This window comes from Bradyrhizobium sp. LB13.1, from assembly GCF_054056815.1.
Genome location: NZ_JBSRYQ010000001.1, coordinates 227933 through 247671, shown reverse-complemented (window position 1 = coordinate 247671; position 19739 = coordinate 227933). Strand labels below are relative to the sequence as shown.

General features: G+C 63.4%; 17 protein-coding genes and 1 tRNA gene. 8 read left to right on the top strand and 10 right to left on the bottom strand.

The genetic code is table 11. The annotated features are described in order from the left end of the window. Positions 1–67 precede the first annotated feature (67 nt). Both ACVWYI_RS01180 and ACVWYI_RS01175 read right to left on the bottom strand, forming a co-directional pair. Positions 68–379: a DUF1272 domain-containing protein gene (locus ACVWYI_RS01180; protein ID WP_354106010.1), complete on the bottom strand. Its 312-nt coding sequence runs from the start codon at positions 377–379 to the stop codon at positions 68–70. Between the two features lie 74 nt (positions 380–453). After that, positions 454–933, bottom strand: coding sequence for an Lrp/AsnC family transcriptional regulator (locus tag ACVWYI_RS01175; RefSeq protein ID WP_247345064.1), 480 nt, complete (start codon positions 931–933; stop codon positions 454–456). 122 nt (positions 934–1055) lie between these two features. Here ACVWYI_RS01175 and hppD point away from each other — a divergent pair, with 122 nt between their 5' ends. Beyond that, the gene (gene hppD / locus ACVWYI_RS01170) at positions 1056–2171 is read left to right on the top strand and encodes a 4-hydroxyphenylpyruvate dioxygenase (RefSeq protein ID WP_354106011.1); all 1116 of its coding nucleotides are present in this window, start codon (positions 1056–1058) and stop codon (positions 2169–2171) included. A gap of 167 nt (positions 2172–2338) precedes the next feature. Here the strand turns inward: hppD and ACVWYI_RS01165 are convergent, their stop codons facing one another. The 4 genes from ACVWYI_RS01165 to ACVWYI_RS01150 form a co-directional block, all read right to left on the bottom strand. After that, the gene (locus tag ACVWYI_RS01165) at positions 2339–3451 is read right to left on the bottom strand and encodes a CaiB/BaiF CoA transferase family protein (RefSeq protein ID WP_456660991.1); all 1113 of its coding nucleotides are present in this window, start codon (positions 3449–3451) and stop codon (positions 2339–2341) included. A 200-nt stretch (positions 3452–3651) separates the two neighbouring features. Beyond that, positions 3652–4452, bottom strand: coding sequence for an FAD binding domain-containing protein (locus ACVWYI_RS01160; RefSeq protein WP_456660990.1), 801 nt, complete (start codon positions 4450–4452; stop codon positions 3652–3654). 15 nt (positions 4453–4467) lie between these two features. Beyond that, complete coding sequence (locus ACVWYI_RS01155) at positions 4468–6810, bottom strand: xanthine dehydrogenase family protein molybdopterin-binding subunit (RefSeq protein ID WP_456660989.1); 2343 nt, start codon at positions 6808–6810, stop codon at positions 4468–4470. 84 nt (positions 6811–6894) lie between these two features. Beyond that, the gene (locus ACVWYI_RS01150) at positions 6895–7380 is read right to left on the bottom strand and encodes a (2Fe-2S)-binding protein (protein ID WP_247345050.1); all 486 of its coding nucleotides are present in this window, start codon (positions 7378–7380) and stop codon (positions 6895–6897) included. Between the two features lie 352 nt (positions 7381–7732). Between ACVWYI_RS01150 and ACVWYI_RS01145 the strand changes: the two genes are divergently transcribed. Together ACVWYI_RS01145 and ACVWYI_RS01140 are read left to right on the top strand one after the other, a co-directional pair. Then, positions 7733–9772, top strand: a complete 2040-nt coding sequence (locus ACVWYI_RS01145) for a methyl-accepting chemotaxis protein (RefSeq protein WP_456660988.1) — start codon at positions 7733–7735, stop codon at positions 9770–9772. Between the two features lie 272 nt (positions 9773–10044). After that, positions 10045–12078 (top strand): methyl-accepting chemotaxis protein, encoded by a 2034-nt coding sequence (locus ACVWYI_RS01140; RefSeq protein ID WP_456660987.1) that lies wholly within the window; start codon positions 10045–10047, stop codon positions 12076–12078. A gap of 39 nt (positions 12079–12117) precedes the next feature. Here ACVWYI_RS01140 and ACVWYI_RS01135 read toward each other — a convergent pair whose 3' ends face one another. Beyond that, complete coding sequence (locus ACVWYI_RS01135) at positions 12118–12456, bottom strand: DUF3175 domain-containing protein (protein WP_247444614.1); 339 nt, start codon at positions 12454–12456, stop codon at positions 12118–12120. Between the two features lie 176 nt (positions 12457–12632). Between ACVWYI_RS01135 and ACVWYI_RS01130 the strand changes: the two genes are divergently transcribed. From ACVWYI_RS01130 to ACVWYI_RS01115, 4 genes are read left to right on the top strand one after another with little or no spacing between them, the layout of a single operon-like run. Then, complete coding sequence (locus tag ACVWYI_RS01130; RefSeq protein WP_456660986.1) at positions 12633–14120, top strand: MFS transporter; 1488 nt, start codon at positions 12633–12635, stop codon at positions 14118–14120. Between the two features lie 3 nt (positions 14121–14123). After that, complete coding sequence (otsB, locus tag ACVWYI_RS01125) at positions 14124–14945, top strand: trehalose-phosphatase (RefSeq protein ID WP_456660985.1); 822 nt, start codon at positions 14124–14126, stop codon at positions 14943–14945. A gap of 23 nt (positions 14946–14968) precedes the next feature. Then, on the top strand, positions 14969–15166 hold the full coding sequence (locus ACVWYI_RS01120; protein ID WP_456660984.1) for a hypothetical protein: 198 nt from the start codon (positions 14969–14971) through the stop codon (positions 15164–15166). Positions 15167–15184: 18 nt separating this feature from the next. After that, entirely contained in the window at positions 15185–16648 is a 1464-nt protein-coding gene (locus ACVWYI_RS01115; RefSeq protein WP_456660983.1) for a trehalose-6-phosphate synthase, read from the top strand. A gap of 58 nt (positions 16649–16706) precedes the next feature. On the opposite strand, the gene ACVWYI_RS01110 is transcribed toward ACVWYI_RS01115, so the two are convergent. Then, on the bottom strand, positions 16707–17048 hold the full coding sequence (locus ACVWYI_RS01110) for a hypothetical protein (RefSeq protein WP_456660982.1): 342 nt from the start codon (positions 17046–17048) through the stop codon (positions 16707–16709). 197 nt (positions 17049–17245) lie between these two features. Between ACVWYI_RS01110 and ACVWYI_RS01105 the strand changes: the two genes are divergently transcribed. Continuing rightward, positions 17246–17335, top strand: a tRNA-Ser gene (locus ACVWYI_RS01105). 44 nt (positions 17336–17379) lie between these two features. Here ACVWYI_RS01105 and ACVWYI_RS01100 read toward each other — a convergent pair. Next, a complete protein-coding gene (locus tag ACVWYI_RS01100; RefSeq protein ID WP_456660981.1) occupies positions 17380–18564 on the bottom strand; it encodes an integrase core domain-containing protein in 1185 nt (394 codons plus the stop codon). Positions 18565–18753: 189 nt separating this feature from the next. Then, complete coding sequence (locus tag ACVWYI_RS01095) at positions 18754–19707, bottom strand: LysR family transcriptional regulator (RefSeq protein WP_456660980.1); 954 nt, start codon at positions 19705–19707, stop codon at positions 18754–18756. Positions 19708–19739 lie beyond the last annotated feature (32 nt).

The window sequence follows — 19739 nt, the reverse complement described above, 5'->3', positions numbered from 1 at the left end:
GCGCGATCCCATAAACCCGTCATTGCTTCGTCGCAAGGGCTCCTCGCAATGACGGCGTGGAGAGAGCCTATCGCCTCTCAGGCGGTACGTCTTTGATTCGCGCGCAATGCGCAGCGACATCCTCCTGGCTGTACTTCAAATGCACCCGCTTGTCCGACGGAGCCTGCTTCGTCGTGCACACGCCCGGTCGCCATTCCTGTGTTGGCCTTATCGGGCGCGGCGCAAAACCGCCGCCACAGTTCGGGCAGACGTTGGAGAGTTTCGTCTCCACGCAGTCCGCACAGAACGTGCACTCATAGGAGCAGATCCGCGCATCGGTCGCGTTCGGCGGCAGGTCGCGGTCGCAATATTCGCAGTTCGGTCGAAGTTGGAGGGCCATGGCTGAGTCTCCGCGGATCGGCCGGGATCATCGCAGATCGCGCGCGTAGCGCGAATGCCGGATTTCCCTCGAATTCAGCCGGGCTTGATTTCTTTCAGCGGCAGACGCGTGCTTTCCTTCAGCCTGTCCAGCACGATCGAAGAGCGCACATGCGCCACACTCTGGTGCGGCATCAGCACGTCGTTGACGAGATTGGAGAGACCCTTGAGATCGCGCAGCACGGCTTTCAGCACATAGTCGGCGTCGCCGGTGAGCGAATAGGCCTCCTGGATCTCGTCGATTCGATTGACCAGCGTACGGAAGCGTTTCGAGTTATCCGGCGAGTGGGTCGCCAGCGTCACCTGGATGAAGGCGATCACGCCGAAGCCGAGCGCCTCGCTGGAGAGATCGGCGTGATAGCCTGATATCACCTTCTCCTCCTCCAGCCGCATCCGCCGGCGCGAGCATTGCGAGGCCGAGAGCCCTGCGAGGTCAGCCAGTTCCTGGTTGGTGAGGCGGCCGTCGTCCTGGAGCGCGCCCAGGATCCGGAGGTCGAAGGCGTCTACCGAAATCATGCGTAATTTTCGTATTTCATGCACAGATCGTGCATATGATAGCCAAAACTCGTCCCGTTTGCACGCTCATTGCACGCCCCGTGAAGGATAGTTCATTGCAGCAGCAAATTTGGGAGAACGCCATGGGACCGTTTCCGCACGATGCACCGCCGGCCACTGTTACCGCCGACAATCCGATGGGCACCGACGGGTTCGAGTTCGTCGAATATGCGCACCCCAATCCCGAAGAGCTGCACGCCCTGTTCAAGCTGATGGGCTATGCGCCCGTCGCGCGCCACAAGAGCAAAAAGATAACGGTCTATCGCCAGGGGGACATCAATTATCTTGTCAACGAGGAGCCCGGCAGCCACGGTTACGACTTTGTCGCCGCACACGGCCCCTGTGCCCCGTCGATGGCGTTCCGCGTGGTCGATGCGAAGAAGGCCTATGACCGCGCGATTTCGCTCGGGGCCGAACCTGCCGACGCGTCCTCCGCGCAGAAGACGCTCGACGTCCCCGCGATCAAGGGCATCGGCGGCAGCCTGCTCTACTTCGTCGATCGCTACGGCGCCACGGGTTCGGCCTATGACAGCGAGTTCGAATGGCTGGGTGCGCGCGATCCGCAGCCGGTAGGCGCCGGCCTGTTCTACCTCGATCACCTCACCCACAACGTCCATCGCGGCCGCATGGACGTCTGGACCGGCTTTTACGAGAAGCTCTTCAACTTCCGCCAGATCCGCTTCTTCGACATCGAGGGCCGTGCGTCAGGCCTGTTCTCGCGCGCGCTGACCAGCCCCGACGGCAAGATCCGAATTCCGATCAACGAGGACGCCGGCGATGCCGGCCAGATCGAGGAATATCTGAATATCTACCGCGGCGAGGGCATCCAGCACATCGCCTGCGGCTGCCGCGACATCTACCGCACTATCGAAGACCTGCGCGAAGCCGGCCTGCCTTTCATGCCGGCGCCGCCCGAGACCTATTTCGAGCGGATCGACGCGCGGTTGCCGAAGCACGGCGAGGACATTGCGCGGCTTCAGACCAACGGCATACTGATCGACGGCGAGGGTGTCGTCGAAGGCGGCCAGACCAAGGTGCTGCTGCAGATCTTCTCGGCCAACGCGATCGGTCCGATCTTCTTCGAGTTCATCCAGCGCAAGGGCGACGACGGTTTTGGCGAGGGCAACTTCAAGGCCCTGTTCGAATCGATCGAGGAAGACCAGATCCGGCGCGGGGTGTTGAAGGTGGATGCGGCGTAGGCTGTCGCATCCCAACAGATGTCGTTCCGGCGAAGGCCGGGACCCATAACCACAGGGAGAAGTTGTGGCGCGAGATGGTAACTCCGAGTCTTCGCCAAACCACATCCTATGGCTATGGGTCCCGGCCTTCGCCGGAACGACATCGGAATTTGACGCAACCGCGGCCCTTATTTCTCAGCCTTCCACGCCTTCGTCACCGCGCCGATCTCCGCCCCTTCCGGCTCGCGCACCGCCGACGGCGTCCGCGAGAACCGCGGCGCCGGCGCCGGCTGCTTCACGCCGTGGCGCTCGACAAAGACCTGTCGGGCGACCATGTGCGGATGCTCGGTCGCTTCCGACATGGTCAGCACCGGCGCGAAACAGATGTCGCTGCCTTCCATGATCTTGCACCAGTCCTCACGCGTCTTGCTCTTGAACACCGCCTGCAACTTCTGCTTCAGCGCGGGCCAGGCCTTGCGGTCCATCTGCGCATCGAAATCGGCGTCTGTCAGGCCCGCATGCTCGCGCAGCAGCGCGTAGAACTGCGGCTCGATCGAGCCGATCGAGACGAAATGGCCGCAAGCGCATTCGTAGACGCCGTAGAAATGCGCGCCGCCATCGAGAAAATTCTGGTTGCGGCCTTCGGTCCAGCGGCCGAGCGTGGTCATGTCGAAGAAGAACGACATCAGCGATGCCGCGCCGTCGCACATCGCGGCATCGACGACCTGGCCCTTGCCGGACCTCGAGGCTTCCAGCAATGCCGCGAGCACGCCGACGACGAGATAGAGTGCGCCGCCCCCGAAATCGCCGACCAAATTGAGCGGCGGCACCGGCGCTTCCTTGGTGCCGATCGCGGCGAGCGCGCCGGTGATGGAGATGTAGTTGATGTCGTGGCCTGCGGCATTGGCGAGCGGGCCCTGCTGGCCCCAGCCGGTCATGCGGCCGTAGACCAGTTTTGGATTGCGCGCGAGCACAATGTCGGGGCCGAGCCCGAGCCGCTCCATCACGCCGGGGCGAAATCCCTCGACCAGCGCGTCGGCGTTTGCAAGCAGGTCGAGCACTTCCGCGATGGCCGCCTTGTCCTTGAGATCGAGCTCGATCACCTTGCGGCCGCGCCCCGCCACCGACTTCATGCTCATCTTCGCGCCGACGCGGTCGAGCGTGACGACGTCGGCGCCCATGTCGGCCAGCATCATGCAGGCGAACGGTCCGGGGCCGATGCCCGCGAATTCGACGATGCGGAAGCCCGACAGCGGGCCGGAGGTGCGGACTGAGGAGGTGGGGGCTGGTTGATCGAGCACGTTTTTGTTTCCTCGGATCCAAGGCGCGTATTGCCGATGGTCGGCAAGCGCCGAGGCGTTCCTCTGTGGGGCGAGTTAATTGGCTGATTAACTTTTCTCGCCTTCACGCCGGTGAGGCAAGCGGTTTTCATGCCGCGTGGCCAAAATAAAAACGGCGCGCACCGAAGTGCGCGCCGCGGAAAATTTGCGTCGAGGCGCTATCAGCCGGCCGCAGCCACCGCGCGTTGCGCCATCACCTTGATCAAGTTGGCGCGGTACTCGGCGGTGCCGTGGATGTCGGCCAGCAAATTGCTCGCCGAAATGCTGACGCTGTCGATCGCCGAAGGTGACCAGTTCGCCTTCAGCGCTGCTTCGATCGCGGGGACCCGCATCACGCCGCTCTCCGAAGCGCCTGTGGCGGCCACCCGAATCTCGCCCGACTTCGTCTGTGCCACGAACACGGCGGTCAGTGCGAAGCGGGAGGCCGGGTGCCGCATTTTTTCGTAGCCTGCCTTCGCCGGAACCGGGAACGACACGGCGGTGATGATCTCGCCGTCTTCCAGCGCCGTGGTGAACAGACCCTGGAAGAAATCCTCCGCCGCAATCGACCGCTTGTTGGTTTTCACGGTGGCGCCGAGCGCGAGCAGCGCGGCCGGATAATCCGCGGCGGGATCGTTGTTGGCGATCGAGCCGCCGATCGTGCCGCGATAGCGCACGGCGGGATCACCGAGCATCGACGTGAGATAGGCAATCGCAGGGATCGCCTTCTTCACATCGGCATTCTGCATGATGTCGAAATAGGTCGTGCCGGCCTTGATGGTCAGCACGTCGCCTGAGAGCTCGACGCCTTGCAGCTCCTTGATCTTGCCGAGATCGATCACATCGGACGGGCTGGCGAGGCGCTGCTTCATGACTGGCAGCAGCGTCTGGCCGCCGGCGAGGAATTTCGCCTCGGTGCCCTTGGCGAACAGGCTGACGGCTTCGTCAACCGAGGACGCGCGATGATAAATGGTCTGGTACATCTTCGTTCCTCTCCCTTAAGCCGCGTGGATCGTGCGCCACACCCGGTCAGGGGTTGCGGGCATTTCCAGATTGTTCTTGCCGATCGCATCCGTGATCGCATTGATCACGGCCGCGGAGGCGCCGATCGCGCCGGCCTCACCGCAACCCTTGATGCCCAAGGGATTGCCCGGGCACAGCGTCGTGGTGTGGGAGAGGTTGAACGAGGGCAAATCGTCGGCACGCGGCATGGAGTAATCCATGAACGAGGCCGTGACCGGCTGGCCGTTGGCATCGTAGATCGCGTGCTCGAGCAGTGCCTGCCCAATGCCCTGGGCCAGGCCGCCATGGACCTGTCCCTCGACGATCATCGGATTGATCAGCCGGCCGAAATCGTCGGCCGCGACGAAGTTCACGAAGGTGGTCTTGCCCGTGCCGGGATCGACTTCGAGCTCGCAGATGTATGCACCGGCGGGGAAGGTGAAGTTGGTCGGGTCGTAGAAGGCGCTTTCCTTCAAGCCCGGCTCCATTCCGTCCGGCAGGTTGTGCGCGGTGTAGGCCGCGAGCGCGACCATCGGGAAGGCGATCGCCTTGTCGGTACCGGCCACCTTGAACTCGCCGTTCTCGATGACGATGTCGCCTTCCGAGGCTTCCAGCGCATGCGCGGCGATCTTCTTGGCCTTGGATTCCATCTTCTCCATGGCCTTCAGGATTGCGGTGAGGCCGACGGCCGCGGAACGCGAGCCGTAGGTGCCCATGCCGAACTGCACCTTGTCGGTATCGCCATGGACGATCGAGACCTGGCTGATCGGAACGCCGAGGCGCTCCGCGACGAGCTGGCAGAACGTCGTCTCGTGACCCTGGCCGTGGCTGTGCGATCCCGTCAGGACCTCGATGGTGCCGACCGGGTTGACGCGCACCTCGGCCGATTCCCACAAACCGACGCCGGCGCCCAGACTGCCGACCGCCTTGGACGGCGCGATGCCGCAAGCCTCGATGTAGCAGGACACGCCGATGCCGCGCAGCTTGCCGTCGGCTTTGGCCTTGGCCTTGCGCCCGGCAAAGCCGGCATAATCGATCGCCTTCATCGCGGCATCGAGCGAGGCGTTAAAGTCGCCGGTGTCATAGGCCATGATCACCGGCGTCTGGTGCGGGAACTGGGTGATGAAGTTCGACCTGCGCAGCGCGGCCGGATCGACCTTCAATTGCCGCGCCGCCGTCTCCATCAGACGTTCGATCAGATAGCTCGCCTCGGGGCGGCCTGCGCCGCGATAGGCGTCGACCGGCGTGGTGTTGGTGTAAACCCCGACCACCTCGGCATGGATCGCCGGGATGTTGTACTGGCCCGACAGCAGCGTCGCGTAGAGATAGGTCGGCACCGACGACGAGAACAGAGACATATAGGCGCCGAAATTGGCGTAGGTCTTCACCTTGAGGCCGGTGATCTTGTTGTTGGCGTCGAACGCCATCTCGGCATGGGTGACGTGGTCGCGGCCATGCGCATCGGTGAGGAAGGCCTCGGTGCGGTCGCCGGTCCATTTCACGGGACGGCCGACCTTCTTCGAGGCCCACAGCGCCACCATCTCTTCGGGATAGATGAAGATCTTGGAGCCGAAGCCGCCGCCGACGTCGGGCGCGATCACGCGCAGCTTGTGCTCAGGGGCGATGTTGTAGAACGCCGACAGCACGAGACGGGCCACATGCGGGTTCTGCGACGTCGTGTAGAGCGTGAAATGCTCCTCCGCCGAATCGTAATCGGCAATGGCCGCGCGCGGCTCCATCGCGTTCGGCGCAAGGCGGTTGTTGGTGACGTCGAGCTTCACCACGTTGGCGGCCTTGGCGATGGCGGCGTCCGCGGCGCCCTCGTCGCCGATCACCCAGTCATAGACCTGGTTGCCGGGGGCTTCGGGATGCAGCTGCGGCGCGCCGGCCTTGATCGCGGCGTGGACGTCGGCGACCGCGGGCAGCTGTTCGTAGTTCACGACCACGGCTTCGGCCGCGTCGCGCGCGAGGTTTTTGCTCTCGGCGATCACGACTGCGACGGCCTGGCCGACGAAGCGCACCGTCTCCGGCGCCATCGCCGGCCATGCGCCCATCTTCATCGGGCTGCCGTCCTTGGAGGTGATGGCCCAGCCGCAGATCAGGTTGCCGACCTTGTCGTCGACGATCTCTTGTCCCGTGAGCACCGCGACCACGCCCGGCATCTTCAGGGCGGCGGAGGAATCGATCCCCTTCACCTTGGCATGCGCGTGCGGGCTGCGGATGAAATGGGCGTGGGTCATGCCCTGCAATTTGATGTCGTCGACGTAGCGGCCCTTGCCGGTAATGAAACGCTTGTCTTCCTTGCGCACGACGCGCGCGCCAATGCCTTCAACACCCATGTCTGGTCCTCCCGACCGGAATTTGTTTTCACCGCGCTTTCCCTCGAAAGCGGCAGCGGTGGTTCTTGTTTCGAGGCGCGCCGCTTACTCGGCCGCCTGCGAGACCTTCATGCGCCCGGCCGCATCCAGCACGGCTTTGACGATGTTGTGATAGCCGGTGCAGCGGCAGATATTGCCTTCGAGCTCGTGACGGACGGTGGTCTCGTCGAGCTCGCCACCATGACGATGCACGATGTCGATCGCCGACATGATCATGCCCGGCGTGCAATAGCCGCATTGCAGGCCGTGATTGTCGCGGAACGCGGCCTGCATCGGGTGCAGTTCGTCGCCCTTGGCGATGCCTTCGATGGTGGTGACGCTGGCGCCGTCGGCCTGGCCCGCCAGCATGGTGCAGGATTTCACCGCCTTGCCGTCCACGTGGACGACGCAGGCGCCGCACTGGCTGGTGTCGCAGCCGACATGGGTTCCGGTGAGGTTGAGGTGTTCGCGCAGCAGCTGGACCAGCAGCGTGCGGTCCTCGACATCGACAGCAACGGCCTTGCCGTTCACCGTCAGTTTGACTGTAGACACGGTTGAAGTCCTCCCGGGATTGATTTTGATTGTTTCCAATTAGAGACAGCGACCCGGAACTTTGCAACTAGGATTTTGGTAGTCTTCGTCATGGAAAAGTCATTGATCCAGACGGCCTGCGTTGATTTGGGGGGCGACGGGATCGGAACGCCGCGTCAGGCCGACCTGGGATGCCAGCCTTTATATCCCTATCCGGCATATCCCTATCCGGCCCGCTTTCGCCGGTGGAGCCGCAAACTCTGGGGGGCGCGCCGAATTTACCGCCCTTTATCCATTGTGCCCTAGTTTCGCGCAGCCAGGTCAGGGGGCGGGGCGCCACCGGATCGCGGCTGAATAGAAAATGGGGGTAGGAATGTCCGGGCGTATCGCGTCGTCCTCGAAGCGCACTATAATGCCGACCCTCAGGTTCCGGGCCAAGATCATTCTGGGTTTTGCCGCCGTGCTGGTGATCTCCGCCGGCAGCATGGCCTTCTCCTATTTTGGCTTCGAGCGTGTCTCGTCCGGGGTCGGGTCCTACCGCACCAGCGTCACCGAGGCCGATCTCGCCCGCAATATCGACCGCGAGCTGCTCGCCTATCGCTCGGCCGTCAAATATTTCGTCGTCACCGGCAAGGAGGACGACGCCAAGGCGGCGCTGGACACCGAGGCCAACCTCAAGAACGCCATCGACCAGGCCACCAAGAGCGCCAAGAGGCCGGCGCGGCAGGAAAGCCTGGGCAAGCTCGCCAAGGAGTTTTCCAACTTCTCCACGACCTTCGCAAAGGTCCTTCAGGCCAAGCGTGACAGCGCGCTGCTGGTGCAGAACCAGCTTACGCGCAACGCCAACCTCCTGAAATACAAGCTCGACGACATCGGCAACAACGCCTCCGATTCCGAGGCGCAGTCGATCGAGTTCGGCACCAAGCAGGTCAACGCCCAGTTCCAGACCGCGAACGCGGCGGCGACCAATTTCGTGCTGACGTCCGAGCAGGCGATTGCGACCAGCGCGCTGGCGCGGCTGAAATTCGTCGAGAACTCGCTCGGCGCGGTCTATTCCATGGACGACAAGATCGTCGCCGGCCTGAAGGAAGCCAAGGCGCTGTTAGGGGCCTATCGCGAAGCGCTGGAGAAGCTGATCGCCAACGCCAAGATGGTCGACGATCTCGTCACCGAGATGAGCGGCTCGGCCGGAGCGATCCTTCAGGGCGCCACCGCCATGAAGGCGGACCTCGTCGCCGAACAGCAGCGGCTGGAATCCGAATCGGAAGCGACTATCGGGAAGACCGAGCAACTGGTGCTGATGCTGGCCATCGGCGGCACGCTGCTCGGCGCGGTCCTCGCCTTCCTGCTCGGCACCGGCATTTCGCGTCCGATGATCGCGATGTGCAAGGCGATGCGCGAGCTTGCCTCGGGTAATTTCGACGTCGTGCTGCCGGGCCTGGGCCGCAAGGACGAGATCGGCGAGATGGCCGGCGCGGTCGAGGAGTTCAAGATGCAGGCCGTGGCCAAGGCCGAGCGCGACGCCGCCGCGAGCGAAGTCCAGAACAGGGAGCAGGCCGCAAGCCGCCGTTCCGAGCTGATTCGCTTTGCCGACGATTTCGAGAGCGCGGTCGGCGCCATCGTCTCCAACGTCTCGGCCTCCGCCGTGCAGCTGGAATCGGCGGCCTCCACGCTGACCCGCACCGCCGAGACCACGCAGAGCCTGTCGAGCCAGGTCGCCGACGTCTCCGAGCAGGCCTCCAGCAACATGCAGTCGGTCGCGACCGCGACGGAAGAGCTCTCGGCCTCGGTCGAGGAGATCGGCCGCCAGGTGCGCGATTCCAGCCGCATTGCCGAAGCCGCCGTGGTGCAGGCGAAGGAGACCGACGGTCGCATCGGCAAGCTCTCGCACGCCGCCCAGCAGATCGGCGAGGTCGTCAAGCTCATCACGGCGATTGCCGAGCAGACCAACCTTCTGGCGCTCAATGCCACCATCGAGGCGGCACGCGCCGGTGAAGCCGGCCGCGGCTTTGCAGTTGTCGCCAGCGAAGTGAAGTCGCTCGCGAGCCAGACCGCGAAGGCCACCGACGAGATCTCCTCGCACATCACGGGCATGCAGGGCGCGACCGCCGAATCGGTTGCGGCGATCAAGGAGATCGGCGCCACCATCGGCCAGATCTCGTCGATCTCGACGTCGATTGCGAGCGCAGTGGAGCAGCAGGGCGCGGCGACGCAGGAAATCGCGCGCAGCGTCCAGACCGTCGCACAGGGCACCCAGACCGCCGCCACCGACATCGGTCAGGTCAATCGCGGCGCCGCCGAGACCGGCTCGGCCTCGGAAGAGGTGCTGCACTCGGCCAAGACTCTGTCATCCGAAAGCATCCGGCTGCGCGCCGAACTCGACCGCTTCATGGGGAATATCCGGGCGGCGTAAGCAGTCGCTTTTCCAATGTCGTCCTGGCGGAAAGCCAGGACCCATTATTCAGCGAAGAGTTGCGGCGCGTGGCCGGTAACCCCGCGTCTTCGTCAAACCGCTCCGACGAGGGGAGTGATCATATGAAGACACCCCCCGCGTCACCTAACCGCTAGTTGCGGCGCCACAAATTTACCGCCGCTTATCCTTTGCCCCGTAACGTGCAGAAGAGTCAGGAAGCGGGCTGCTTCCGGGCTGCGCCTGGTTTTCCGCGAATGGAATGGGGTGGGGGAATGCCCGTCAAGTCGAAGCCGAACACATCGAAGTTGCTCACCCTGCGCTTTCGCGCAAAAATCATCCTTGGCTTCGTGGCGGTGCTCGCCATCCTCGCCGTCAGCATGGCTTTCGCCTATTTCGGCTTCGAGCGGATCCAGGCCGCTGTGGCCTCCTACCGCGCCAGCGTGGCGGAAGCGGACCTTGCACGGACGGTCGATCGCGAGCTGATCAGCTATCAGGGGCTGGCGCGGGCCTATGCGCTGACCGGCGCGGCGGATGACGAGACCGCGGCCAAGGCCGCCGAACAAAATCTGAAGGCGGCGATCGCCAAGTCGACGGCCGCGACCACGGGCGCGGCGCGCCGTGAGCAGGTCGGCAAGCTCGAAGCCGAGTTCCAGCGTTTTACGAAGGTGTTCAGCGAGATCATCACGTTGACGCGCGAGAACAACAAGATCGCGGCCGATGAGCTCAACAGCGTCGGCAACAAGATCCGCTTCAAGTTCGACGATCTCGCCGACACCGCCGCGCTGGCGGGGCTTGCATCCGTTCAGACCACGGCCAAGGACATCACATCGCAATACCTTGCGGTCTCTACCTCGGTCGGCGCCTTCGTCGCCAAGCCGGAGCCGAAGACTGCCGACGGCGTGACCGCCCGCATCAAGTTCCTGGAGACCCTGCTGGTCTCGATCTATGCCAACGAGCAGAAGATCACCGACCGCGTCACCGAGATAGGCAATCTCCTGAAGCAGTACCGCACCTCCTTCGGAAAGCTGACCGAGAATGTGAAGGTCATCGTCAAGTCGAACGGGGAGATGACTAAGACGGCGGCGGCCATCCTGAAACTCTCGGGCGAGCTGCGGTCGGACCTCTCAGCCGATCAGCAGCGCATCGAGGAGAGCGCCAACGCCACCATCGGCGACACCGAGCGGACGATGCTGATGATGGCGCTCGGCGGCCTCGCCATTGGTGCCGTGTTGGCCTGGATGCTGGGCAATGGCATTTCGCGTCCGATGATCGCGATGTGCAAGGCGATGCGCGAGCTTGCCTCGGGTAATTTCGACGTCGTGCTGCCGGGCCTGGGCCGCAAGGACGAGATCGGCGAGATGGCCGGCGCGGTCGAGGAGTTCAAGATGCAGGCCGTGGCCAAGGCCGAGCGCGATGCCGCCGCGAGCGAAGTCCAGAACAGGGAGCAGGCCGCAAGCCGCCGTTCCGAGCTGATTCGCTTTGCCGACGATTTCGAGAGCGCGGTCGGCGCCATCGTCTCCAACGTCTCGGCCTCCGCCGTGCAGCTGGAATCGGCGGCCTCGACGCTGACCCGCACCGCCGAGACCACGCAGAGCCTGTCGAGCCAGGTCGCCGACGTCTCCGAGCAGGCCTCCAGCAACATGCAGTCGGTCGCGACCGCGACGGAAGAGCTCTCGGCCTCGGTCGAGGAGATCGGCCGCCAGGTGCGCGATTCCAGCCGCATTGCCGAAGCCGCCGTGGTGCAGGCGAAGGAGACCGACGGTCGCATCGGCAAGCTCTCGCACGCCGCCCAGCAGATCGGCGAGGTCGTCAAGCTCATCACGGCGATTGCCGAGCAGACCAACCTTCTGGCGCTCAATGCCACCATCGAGGCGGCACGCGCCGGTGAAGCCGGCCGCGGCTTTGCAGTGGTCGCCAGCGAAGTGAAGTCGCTCGCGAGCCAGACCGCGAAGGCCACCGACGAGATCTCCTCGCACATCACGGGCATGCAGGGCGCGACCGCCGAATCGGTTGCGGCGATCAAGGAGATCGGCGCCACCATCGGCCAGATCTCGTCGATCTCGACGTCGATTGCGAGCGCAGTGGAGCAGCAGGGCGCGGCGACGCAGGAAATCGCGCGCAGCGTCCAGACCGTCGCACAGGGCACCCAGACCGCCGCCACCGACATCGGTCAGGTCAACCGCGGCGCCGCCGAGACCGGCTCGGCCTCGGAAGAGGTGCTGCACTCGGCCAAGACGCTGTCATCCGAAAGCACCCGGCTGCGCGCCGAACTCGACCGCTTCATGGGGAATATCCGGGCGGCGTAGGGCTTCGTTACGGCAGAGCGAGGGGCGCGCTTTCCGCGCTCACTCCCTCCCGAACACCCGCTTCAGCTCCACCTTTGCTCGCTCCAGCCGCGTGCGCTGCGTCTGCGGCAGCGTCTTGCCGGCGCGGTTGATGTAGAACGTCAGCATCGACAGCGCCGAGCGGTAGGCGCCGGTCTTGCGGCGCGCGCTGTGCTCGGCCGAGCGCTTCAGCGAAGTCGCGATCTTCTTCGCGCTGGTCAGCTTGAACACGCCGTGTTTGAGGTCGAGCGCGTCGCTCTCCTTCGTCACCCGCTGTGACCAGCGCTTCGGTGAGGCGCGTTTGGTGCCCTTGCGCGCCGCTGTTTTGCGAGAATGTGTCGTCCTTCTGACATGAGCCATGCGCCAACTCCTTGCGGCTCCACCGAAAACCAGCGGTGCGAACGGTCGTTCCACGGGAACCTGTCCTCGCCGCAGACGTTGTCGCAGGTGGCAGGCGGAATGCCGCACCCCCTTGATAGGATCGACCGCGTCCACCTCCCGTGCCGGGGCGTCCATTGGTCAGATGCAACAACGCGATGGAATTGCAGCGAAGCCCAGCGCCGAATGATGGACCTGTGGTCTCCACGGCGACCGCGGTCGATCGCATCATCGAGACCAGCATTCCCTCACGACTCGACGCGCTGCCGTGGAGCGGCTTTCACACGCGCGTCGTGCTCGCGCTCGGCATCACCTGGATTCTGGATGGCCTCGAGGTGACGCTGGCCGGCGCGCTCTCCGGCGCGCTGAAGCAGAGTCCCACGATGCGTTTCACCAATCTCGATCTCGGCGTTGCCAATTCCGCCTATCTTGCGGGTGCTGTGCTCGGCGCGCTCGGTTTCGGCTGGCTGACCGACCGCATCGGCCGCAAGAAGCTGTTCTTCATCACGCTTGCGCTCTATCTCTCGGCAACGGCTGCGACGGCTCTGTCATGGAATGTCGCGAGCTACGCGCTGTTTCGCTTCCTCACCGGCGCGGGCATCGGCGGCGAATACACCGCGATCAATTCGACCATCCAGGAACTGGTACCGGCGCGCTATCGCGGCCAGACCGATCTCGTCATCAATGGCAGCTTCTGGATCGGTGCTGCCATGGGCGCGGTGGCGGCCATCGTGCTGCTCGATCCCGCTGTGATCGGTCCCGATCTCGGCTGGCGCCTTGCTTATCTCATCGGCGCGGCCATCGGCCTCGTCGTGCTCTTGATGCGGATGTGGATTCCGGAGAGCCCGCGCTGGCTGATGATCCACGGCCATCCCGACCAAGCCCACAAGATCGTCGACGAGATCGAGCGCTCGGTGATCGGGCACGACCAGGATACGAGCGACGGGCGCTTCACCAAGATCCGGCTGAAGATGCGCGATCACACGCCGATCCGGGAGGTCGTGCACACGCTGTTCTCGGTCTATCGCCAGCGGGCGATGGTCGGCCTCGTGCTGATGATCGCGCAGGCCTTCTTCTACAATGCCATCTTCTTCACCTTCGCGCTGGTGCTGACCGATTTTTACGGGATCAGCGCCGATCAGGTCGGCTGGTATCTGCTCCCCTTCGCCGCCGGCAATTTCCTTGGTCCGCTGCTGCTCGGCCGGCTGTTCGATACGCTCGGCCGCCGCATCATGATCATGTTCACCTATGGCGCGTCGGGCCTGTTGCTCGCGCTGTCCGGCTATCTGTTTTCGATCGGCGCGCTGAGCGCACAGGGACAGACTATCGCCTGGATGGTGATCTTCTTCTTTGCCTCGCCCGCAGCGAGCGCCGCTTATCTCACAGTCAGCGAGACGTTCCCCCTGGAGGTCCGCGCGCTGGCGATCGCGGTTTTCTACGCGGTCGGCACCGGCATCGGCGGCGTGATCGGCCCCGCGCTATTCGGCGCGCTGATCGATACGGGATCACGCACCAGCGTGTTCGCCGGCTATTTGCTGGGGTCATTCCTGATGATCGCGGCCGCGATCGTGGCATGGCGCTATGCCGTCTCAGCGGAACGCAAATCGCTCGAAGAAATCGCGCGGCCGCTTGCATCTATGGAGTAGACTATGAAATCGGAACTGGCTGAATTGGATCAAAAGCGCACCATGGTCGACGATGAAGCGCCCGATGCGGTGCCGGTGCCTCACGCACTCGTGCCGCATCTCAACAAGACAGCGATCCTGCTCGACATCGACGGGACGCTGCTCGACCTGATGCCGACGCCGCGTGAGGTGTGGGTGCCGCCAGGCCTGTCGGAAACGCTGAACCGGCTGACGGAGCGCACCTCGGGCGCGCTGGCGATGGTCAGCGGCCGTTCGCTCAACGACATCGACCTGATTTTCGCGCCCGATGTGTTCCGCGCCGTCGCGGGCCACGGCGCGGAAATGCGCCTTTCCATCGACAACGAAGCCGATGCCGTCAGCGCGCCGCCGCTGGACAAGGAGTTGAAGCGGCGGCTCGCGGCGGTTGCCAAGCTCAGTCCCGGCATTCTGCTCGAGGACAAGGGTTATTCGCTGGCGCTGCACTACCGCCTCGCGCCGCATGCGGAGAAAGCGATCTATGAATCCGTTTCGCTGATCCGCGCCGACCTGCCCAATGCGCCGATCGAGGTGCTGCCGGGCAAGTTCGTCTGCGAGATCAAGCATTCCGGCTTCACCAAGGCGACCGGCGTGCGCGAGTTGATGACGCACGAGCCGTTCAAGGGACGCCGCCCGATCTTCATCGGCGACGACGTCACCGACGAGACCGTGTTCGGGATCATGCCCGACATGAACGGGCTCTCGTTCTCGGTGGGCCGCCGCGCCATCGGCGTCGACGGCCATTTCGATGCGCCGAACGATGTGCGCACGTTCCTCGCGCGTCTGCTCGACGACACAAGGTTGGAATAAGGCGTCGACATCTCAGAGCCACATTGGCGCTCGCAATCGTTCCGGTGCGCACGCTATCCGTGCTGCATGTCCCGGCCACCAAACCGGTTTTTGTTGAGCGAAAGCGGCGTGTTCCCTCCAGGAAAAACTGGTTCCAACGCGCGCGCCTGATTTTGGTTTCAATTCGAAGAAATGATGACCGGAACCATATTGATGAACGGCAGTTAAATGGGGTGGAATGAACAGGAGGGGGACGACCTGTGAACTTAGTCGTCGTTTCAAATCGAGTTGCGCGCAGCAAACCTAACGAGCCGATGACGGGCGGGCTCGCGGCTGCGTTGCTTCCGGTCGTTGAGAATTCAGGCGCAATCTGGGTGGGTTCCTCAGGTCGTGTGCGGGATGGCCATCAAAAGGAACCGTTTGCCGAGATTGAAGCACTGGGTTCGGGTGCGATCGCAACGCTGGATCTGCCGGCGGCGCATTATGGCGGCTATTACGAAGGCTTTGCCAACTCAGCCTTGTGGCCGGCGCTGCACTCGCGCAGCGACCTGATCCGCGTCTCGCGTGATGACTATGTGAGCTATCGCGAGGTCAACGCCTTCATGGCGCGCGCCTTGATGCGCTTCCGGAAAGCACAAACGGCGTTCTGGGTGCAGGACTATCATTTCCTCGCGCTCGGCGCGGAATTGCGCGATCTCGGCGTCGACGACCCGATCGGCTTCTTCCTGCACACGCCGTGGCCGGTCGCCGCGGTGATGCAGGGCGTGCCCAATCATCGCGAGCTGATCACGGCGATGCTGGCCTACGATCTGCTCGGCTTCCAGACCAATGACGATTGCCAGAATTTTCTCGGCTATGTGGCGGGCGAACTGGGCCTCGTTGTCGAGGACGGCGTCGCGATCTCGCAGTATGGCCGAACTCGCTGCGAAGTCTTTCCGATCGGCATCGATACCGAGAAGTTCGCGCAATATGCGGCGAAGTCGGTTTCGCATCCGGACGTGTCGCGGCTGCGCCGCAGCCTCAATGGCGAGCGGCTGGCAATTGGCGTCGACCGCCTCGACTATTCCAAGGGCCTCGTCAACCGCATCAGCGCATTCGACCGGCTCTGGACCGAGCATCCGCAGTTTGCGCGCAGCATCTCGCTGTTGCAGATCGCAAATCCCTCGCGCGGTGCCATCGAGGCCTATGGCAATCTCCAGAGCGAGGTCGCGCGTCTCGTGTCCGACGTCAACGGGCGCCACGGCGAGGCCGACTGGACACCGATCCGCTATCTCAACAAGGGATTTAGCCAGGCCGTGCTCGCGGGTCTCTACCGGACCGCGCAGATCGGCGTGGTGACGCCGCTGCATGACGGCATGAATCTGGTCGCCAAGGAATACGTCGCCGCGCAAAATCCGGCCGACCCCGGCGTGCTGGTGCTGTCGAAATTCGCCGGCGCGGCCAACGAGCTCGACACTGCCCTGCTGGTCAATCCGCACGACATCGACGGCATGGCCCGCGCGGTCGCGGTCGCGGCCGCGATGCCGCTCACCGAGCGCAAGATGCGCTGGGAGGCGATGATGAAGAAGCTGCGCGGCCACACCATCCAGCAATGGTCGGCGGATTTTGTCGCCGAGCTGGAGAAGTGCCGGACCGAAAAGGCCGCGGTGGCGCCGCTCGAAGCACAGCCGCCTCAGGCGTTGCGCTGGCTGAAGTCCGCGATCTCAGGTGTGCGGTTGATTTAGCTCTTCTCCCTCGCCCCGTTCTTACGGGGGAAGGGCCGAGGTGAGTGGCTGCAGCCCTTCAATAACAATACGACACGCCCTCCAAAATCGCGCATCGCCGCTTGTTCGGCGCGTTCGGATCGTCCAGCGGCACCATGCCCTTGCCCTGGCCGACAAACACGCCAGGCCCGACATGCACTGAACTTTTGTTGCCGATGATCACGCTCTGATGCGGCGTCGAGCTCGAGCGCGTGCCGTCGGGCCAGAGGATGGCATCGCCCGAAAGCATCCCGCGCCGTCCGTCGTCGCAGCTCACGTCGACCCCTTGCCGGGTGCAGATTTGTGCAGCGGCCGGTCCGGCGAAGGCGGCGGCAAGGGCCGAAATCAGGCTCAGCGCGATGATGGCGTTACGGATGGTCATGATGCTCCCGGTCGTGGTTGGGCATTCTCAAGTGAATCGTCGCACCAAACCCGCCGCCGGTTCGGCCCGTAGCGGGTTCCGAGCGCTGAGGCCGCGTCAGATATTATCTATGAAATACAAGATCTTACGGAAATTTAACCCGATTTCCCCGCGATCCCTTGCAAAATCATCGGCGTCCCTTCAAGAGAGTGCTCTCCGGAGAGATGGCCGAGTGGCTTAAGGCGCACGCTTGGAAAGCGTGTGTGCGGGAAACCGTACCGTGGGTTCGAATCCCACTCTCTCCGCCAATCGTCAAAATGTCCAGCCCGGAGACATCGGTAACAGATTGTACCTAAGACATGGGTGACAACCTCGTGCCGAACGGGTTGTCGAGGGGTTGCAGGGTTTTCTGCTCCAGGTCGAAGTATCCCAAATCATAGTGCATGAAGCTGACGAGCCAAATGCCGTCGTCGACCTCCTTGATGCCGAGTTTCTGGCCGGCCAGCACGGTCGAGATGTTGATTCGCTTGCGATGCAGGCAGAGGCGCCCGCAAGCGGTCACGAGAATCTCGCGATCGTGGAACGGATAGATCAACTCGGGCAAGCCATCGTAACGGCGTGGTGAGGCGCGATAGAGTTCGGCGGGGCATTTCATCTGCAGCGCCTCATGCGGCCGTTCGGTATTGAACTCGCGGACGAAGGCGTCGAAGCGTTCCTGCTGCTGCAGGCTGTTGGCGCCCGGCGGACGGGTCGTCTCCTTCTTGAGGGTGAGATGCATGCGCTCATGGCGGCCGTTCTGCTGTGGATGGCCGGGCTTGATGCGTTCGATGACGATGCCGAGCCTCAGCCACCAGACCGCGAGCTTTGAGAGATTGAACAGGGCATTGGGACTGGCAAAGGGCACGCCGTTGTCGGAGCGGATGGCGAACGGCAAGCCGCGCTCGCGGAACAGCCGTTCAAAGGCGGTAATGGCAGGCTCTTCACGCGTGGAATCGAGCGCCTCGCACAACAGCAGGAAGCGCGAGGCATGATCGGTGACGGTCAGCGGGTAACAGTAGCGGCCATTGCCGAGCTTGAACTCGCCCTTGAAGTCGGCGCACCACAGATCATTGGGTCCCGTGCCCGCGGAGAGCGGCGTGCCGCGCGCGCGGTGGCGCGGCCCGCCGGCGCGCTTGACCAGGTCATGGCGGTCGAGGACCGCATGGATGGTACTCTTGGCCGGAACCCGGATATCGCCGTCCAGCCGTCGGACCAGCAGTTCCCGGATCTTGCGCGCGCCCCAGTGCGGCTTCTCGCCCTTGAGCCGGACAATCAGGCTCTCGATCTGCTCCGGCAGCTGGTTGGCGTAGCGCACCGGCCGCCGCGAGCGATCGCTCAGGGCCTCAAGACCGTGCTCCTTGTAGCGATCGAACATCTTGTAGCCGGTCTTGCGCGAGACGCCGAAATCCCGGCACACGTCCGTCATGGCCTCCCCGTCCAACAGGCGGGCGACAAAGCGCAGGCGTTCTTCCATGACCGAACTCGCTTTCCACGGCATCCACACCTCCCGCTTGCAAAAAAGCGAAAAGTGTAACCCATGTGTCCGGTACGAAATGCCACCTATGTCTCGGGCCGCTCAAAAACTAAGAAGAAAATTAGTCAGTATCGAGAAGGACCGCCGGCGGCGAAAGTCCAGGCGGCGGATTCCGGCTGGCAATGTCGAGTGCGTGCTGGCAGGTGTCGTCCCTCATTGCGCGGGTAGGTGAAGCAGCCGCCTGAAATGCCGAAACATCTGCGACTGCGACTGTTCACGGTTCCAGCTCAGATGCACCGAAAGGGCCGGACTGCCATCGATGTCTATCGTGCTGAAGCGTCGGCCGGTCTCACCGACTACCGCGACATCGTCGACGATTGCTATCCCAACGCCTTCGTGCACAAGGCCTATCGCCGTTTCGATATGGCGGACCCGTATGCCAACGTGCGGCTCGATCCCAATTTCTCTAAACTGCTTTTCCGCGATCGAGCCGTGGGGCGTATGAGGCTCAAAAAGGATCAAGAACTTGTCCTTGAGGTCCGTAGCCGTCAGTTTGTCGAAAGCCGCCAACGGATCAGCAGACGGAACAAGCGCAACGAGTTTGCATGGACGCACGGGCACGCTTTCGATCAAAGGGTGAGCTACTGGAAAGATAGAAACTACACACTCTCCCTTTTGGAGGAGCAGGTAGTCGATGATCTGCTCCAACATCAGAACATCGATATGAAACTGCAGCTTCGGAAGGGCCTCGTGCATGCGGGCGATGACGTTGGGCACCACCGCACGACCCGGGCTGCCGGTGGCGCCGATTCGAAATAGTCCTCCGTCTCCGTTGACGAGGCGCTCAACCGCATTCCCTAGCTCGTCCAGCTCATCGAAGACCTTGCTTGCCAAACCCAGCAGCCGAATGGCCTCCCCCGTGGGGACAAGCCGCCCCTTGGTTCGCTTGAACAGGGTCAAACCGAGAATGTCCTCGCAACGCTGCACGATGCGCGAAACGCTGGGCTGCGTGGTGGCCAGGACTTTGGCCGCGCCATTCAAGGTGCCTGACGCCATAACCGCCCGGAACACCTCAATCTGGCGGAGGCTCAGGCGCCGCCTGTCCGCAGCGGTTTTCCTGACTTGTCCGTATTCGACGGAATCTTCACTCGTCCTGTCGGCAGCCATGTCGTCCCTAATTGCTATGCCTTCAAGGCATA

Coding starts and splice junctions, on each gene's coding strand:
- ACVWYI_RS01180 (WP_354106010.1), bottom strand. CDS start 379: ATGGCCCTCCAACTTCGACCGAACTGCGAATATTGCGACCGCGACCTG.
- ACVWYI_RS01175 (WP_247345064.1), bottom strand. CDS start 933: ATGATTTCGGTAGACGCCTTCGACCTCCGGATCCTGGGCGCGCTCCAG.
- hppD (WP_354106011.1), top strand. CDS start 1,056: ATGGGACCGTTTCCGCACGATGCACCGCCGGCCACTGTTACCGCCGAC.
- ACVWYI_RS01160 (WP_456660990.1), bottom strand. CDS start 4,452: ATGTACCAGACCATTTATCATCGCGCGTCCTCGGTTGACGAAGCCGTC.
- ACVWYI_RS01155 (WP_456660989.1), bottom strand. CDS start 6,810: ATGGGTGTTGAAGGCATTGGCGCGCGCGTCGTGCGCAAGGAAGACAAG.
- ACVWYI_RS01145 (WP_456660988.1), top strand. CDS start 7,733: ATGTCCGGGCGTATCGCGTCGTCCTCGAAGCGCACTATAATGCCGACC.
- ACVWYI_RS01140 (WP_456660987.1), top strand. CDS start 10,045: ATGCCCGTCAAGTCGAAGCCGAACACATCGAAGTTGCTCACCCTGCGC.
- ACVWYI_RS01135 (WP_247444614.1), bottom strand. CDS start 12,456: ATGGCTCATGTCAGAAGGACGACACATTCTCGCAAAACAGCGGCGCGC.
- ACVWYI_RS01130 (WP_456660986.1), top strand. CDS start 12,633: ATGGAATTGCAGCGAAGCCCAGCGCCGAATGATGGACCTGTGGTCTCC.
- otsB (WP_456660985.1), top strand. CDS start 14,124: ATGAAATCGGAACTGGCTGAATTGGATCAAAAGCGCACCATGGTCGAC.
- ACVWYI_RS01110 (WP_456660982.1), bottom strand. CDS start 17,048: ATGACCATCCGTAACGCCATCATCGCGCTGAGCCTGATTTCGGCCCTT.
- ACVWYI_RS01100 (WP_456660981.1), bottom strand. CDS start 18,564: ATGCCGTGGAAAGCGAGTTCGGTCATGGAAGAACGCCTGCGCTTTGTC.
- ACVWYI_RS01095 (WP_456660980.1), bottom strand. CDS start 19,707: ATGGCTGCCGACAGGACGAGTGAAGATTCCGTCGAATACGGACAAGTC.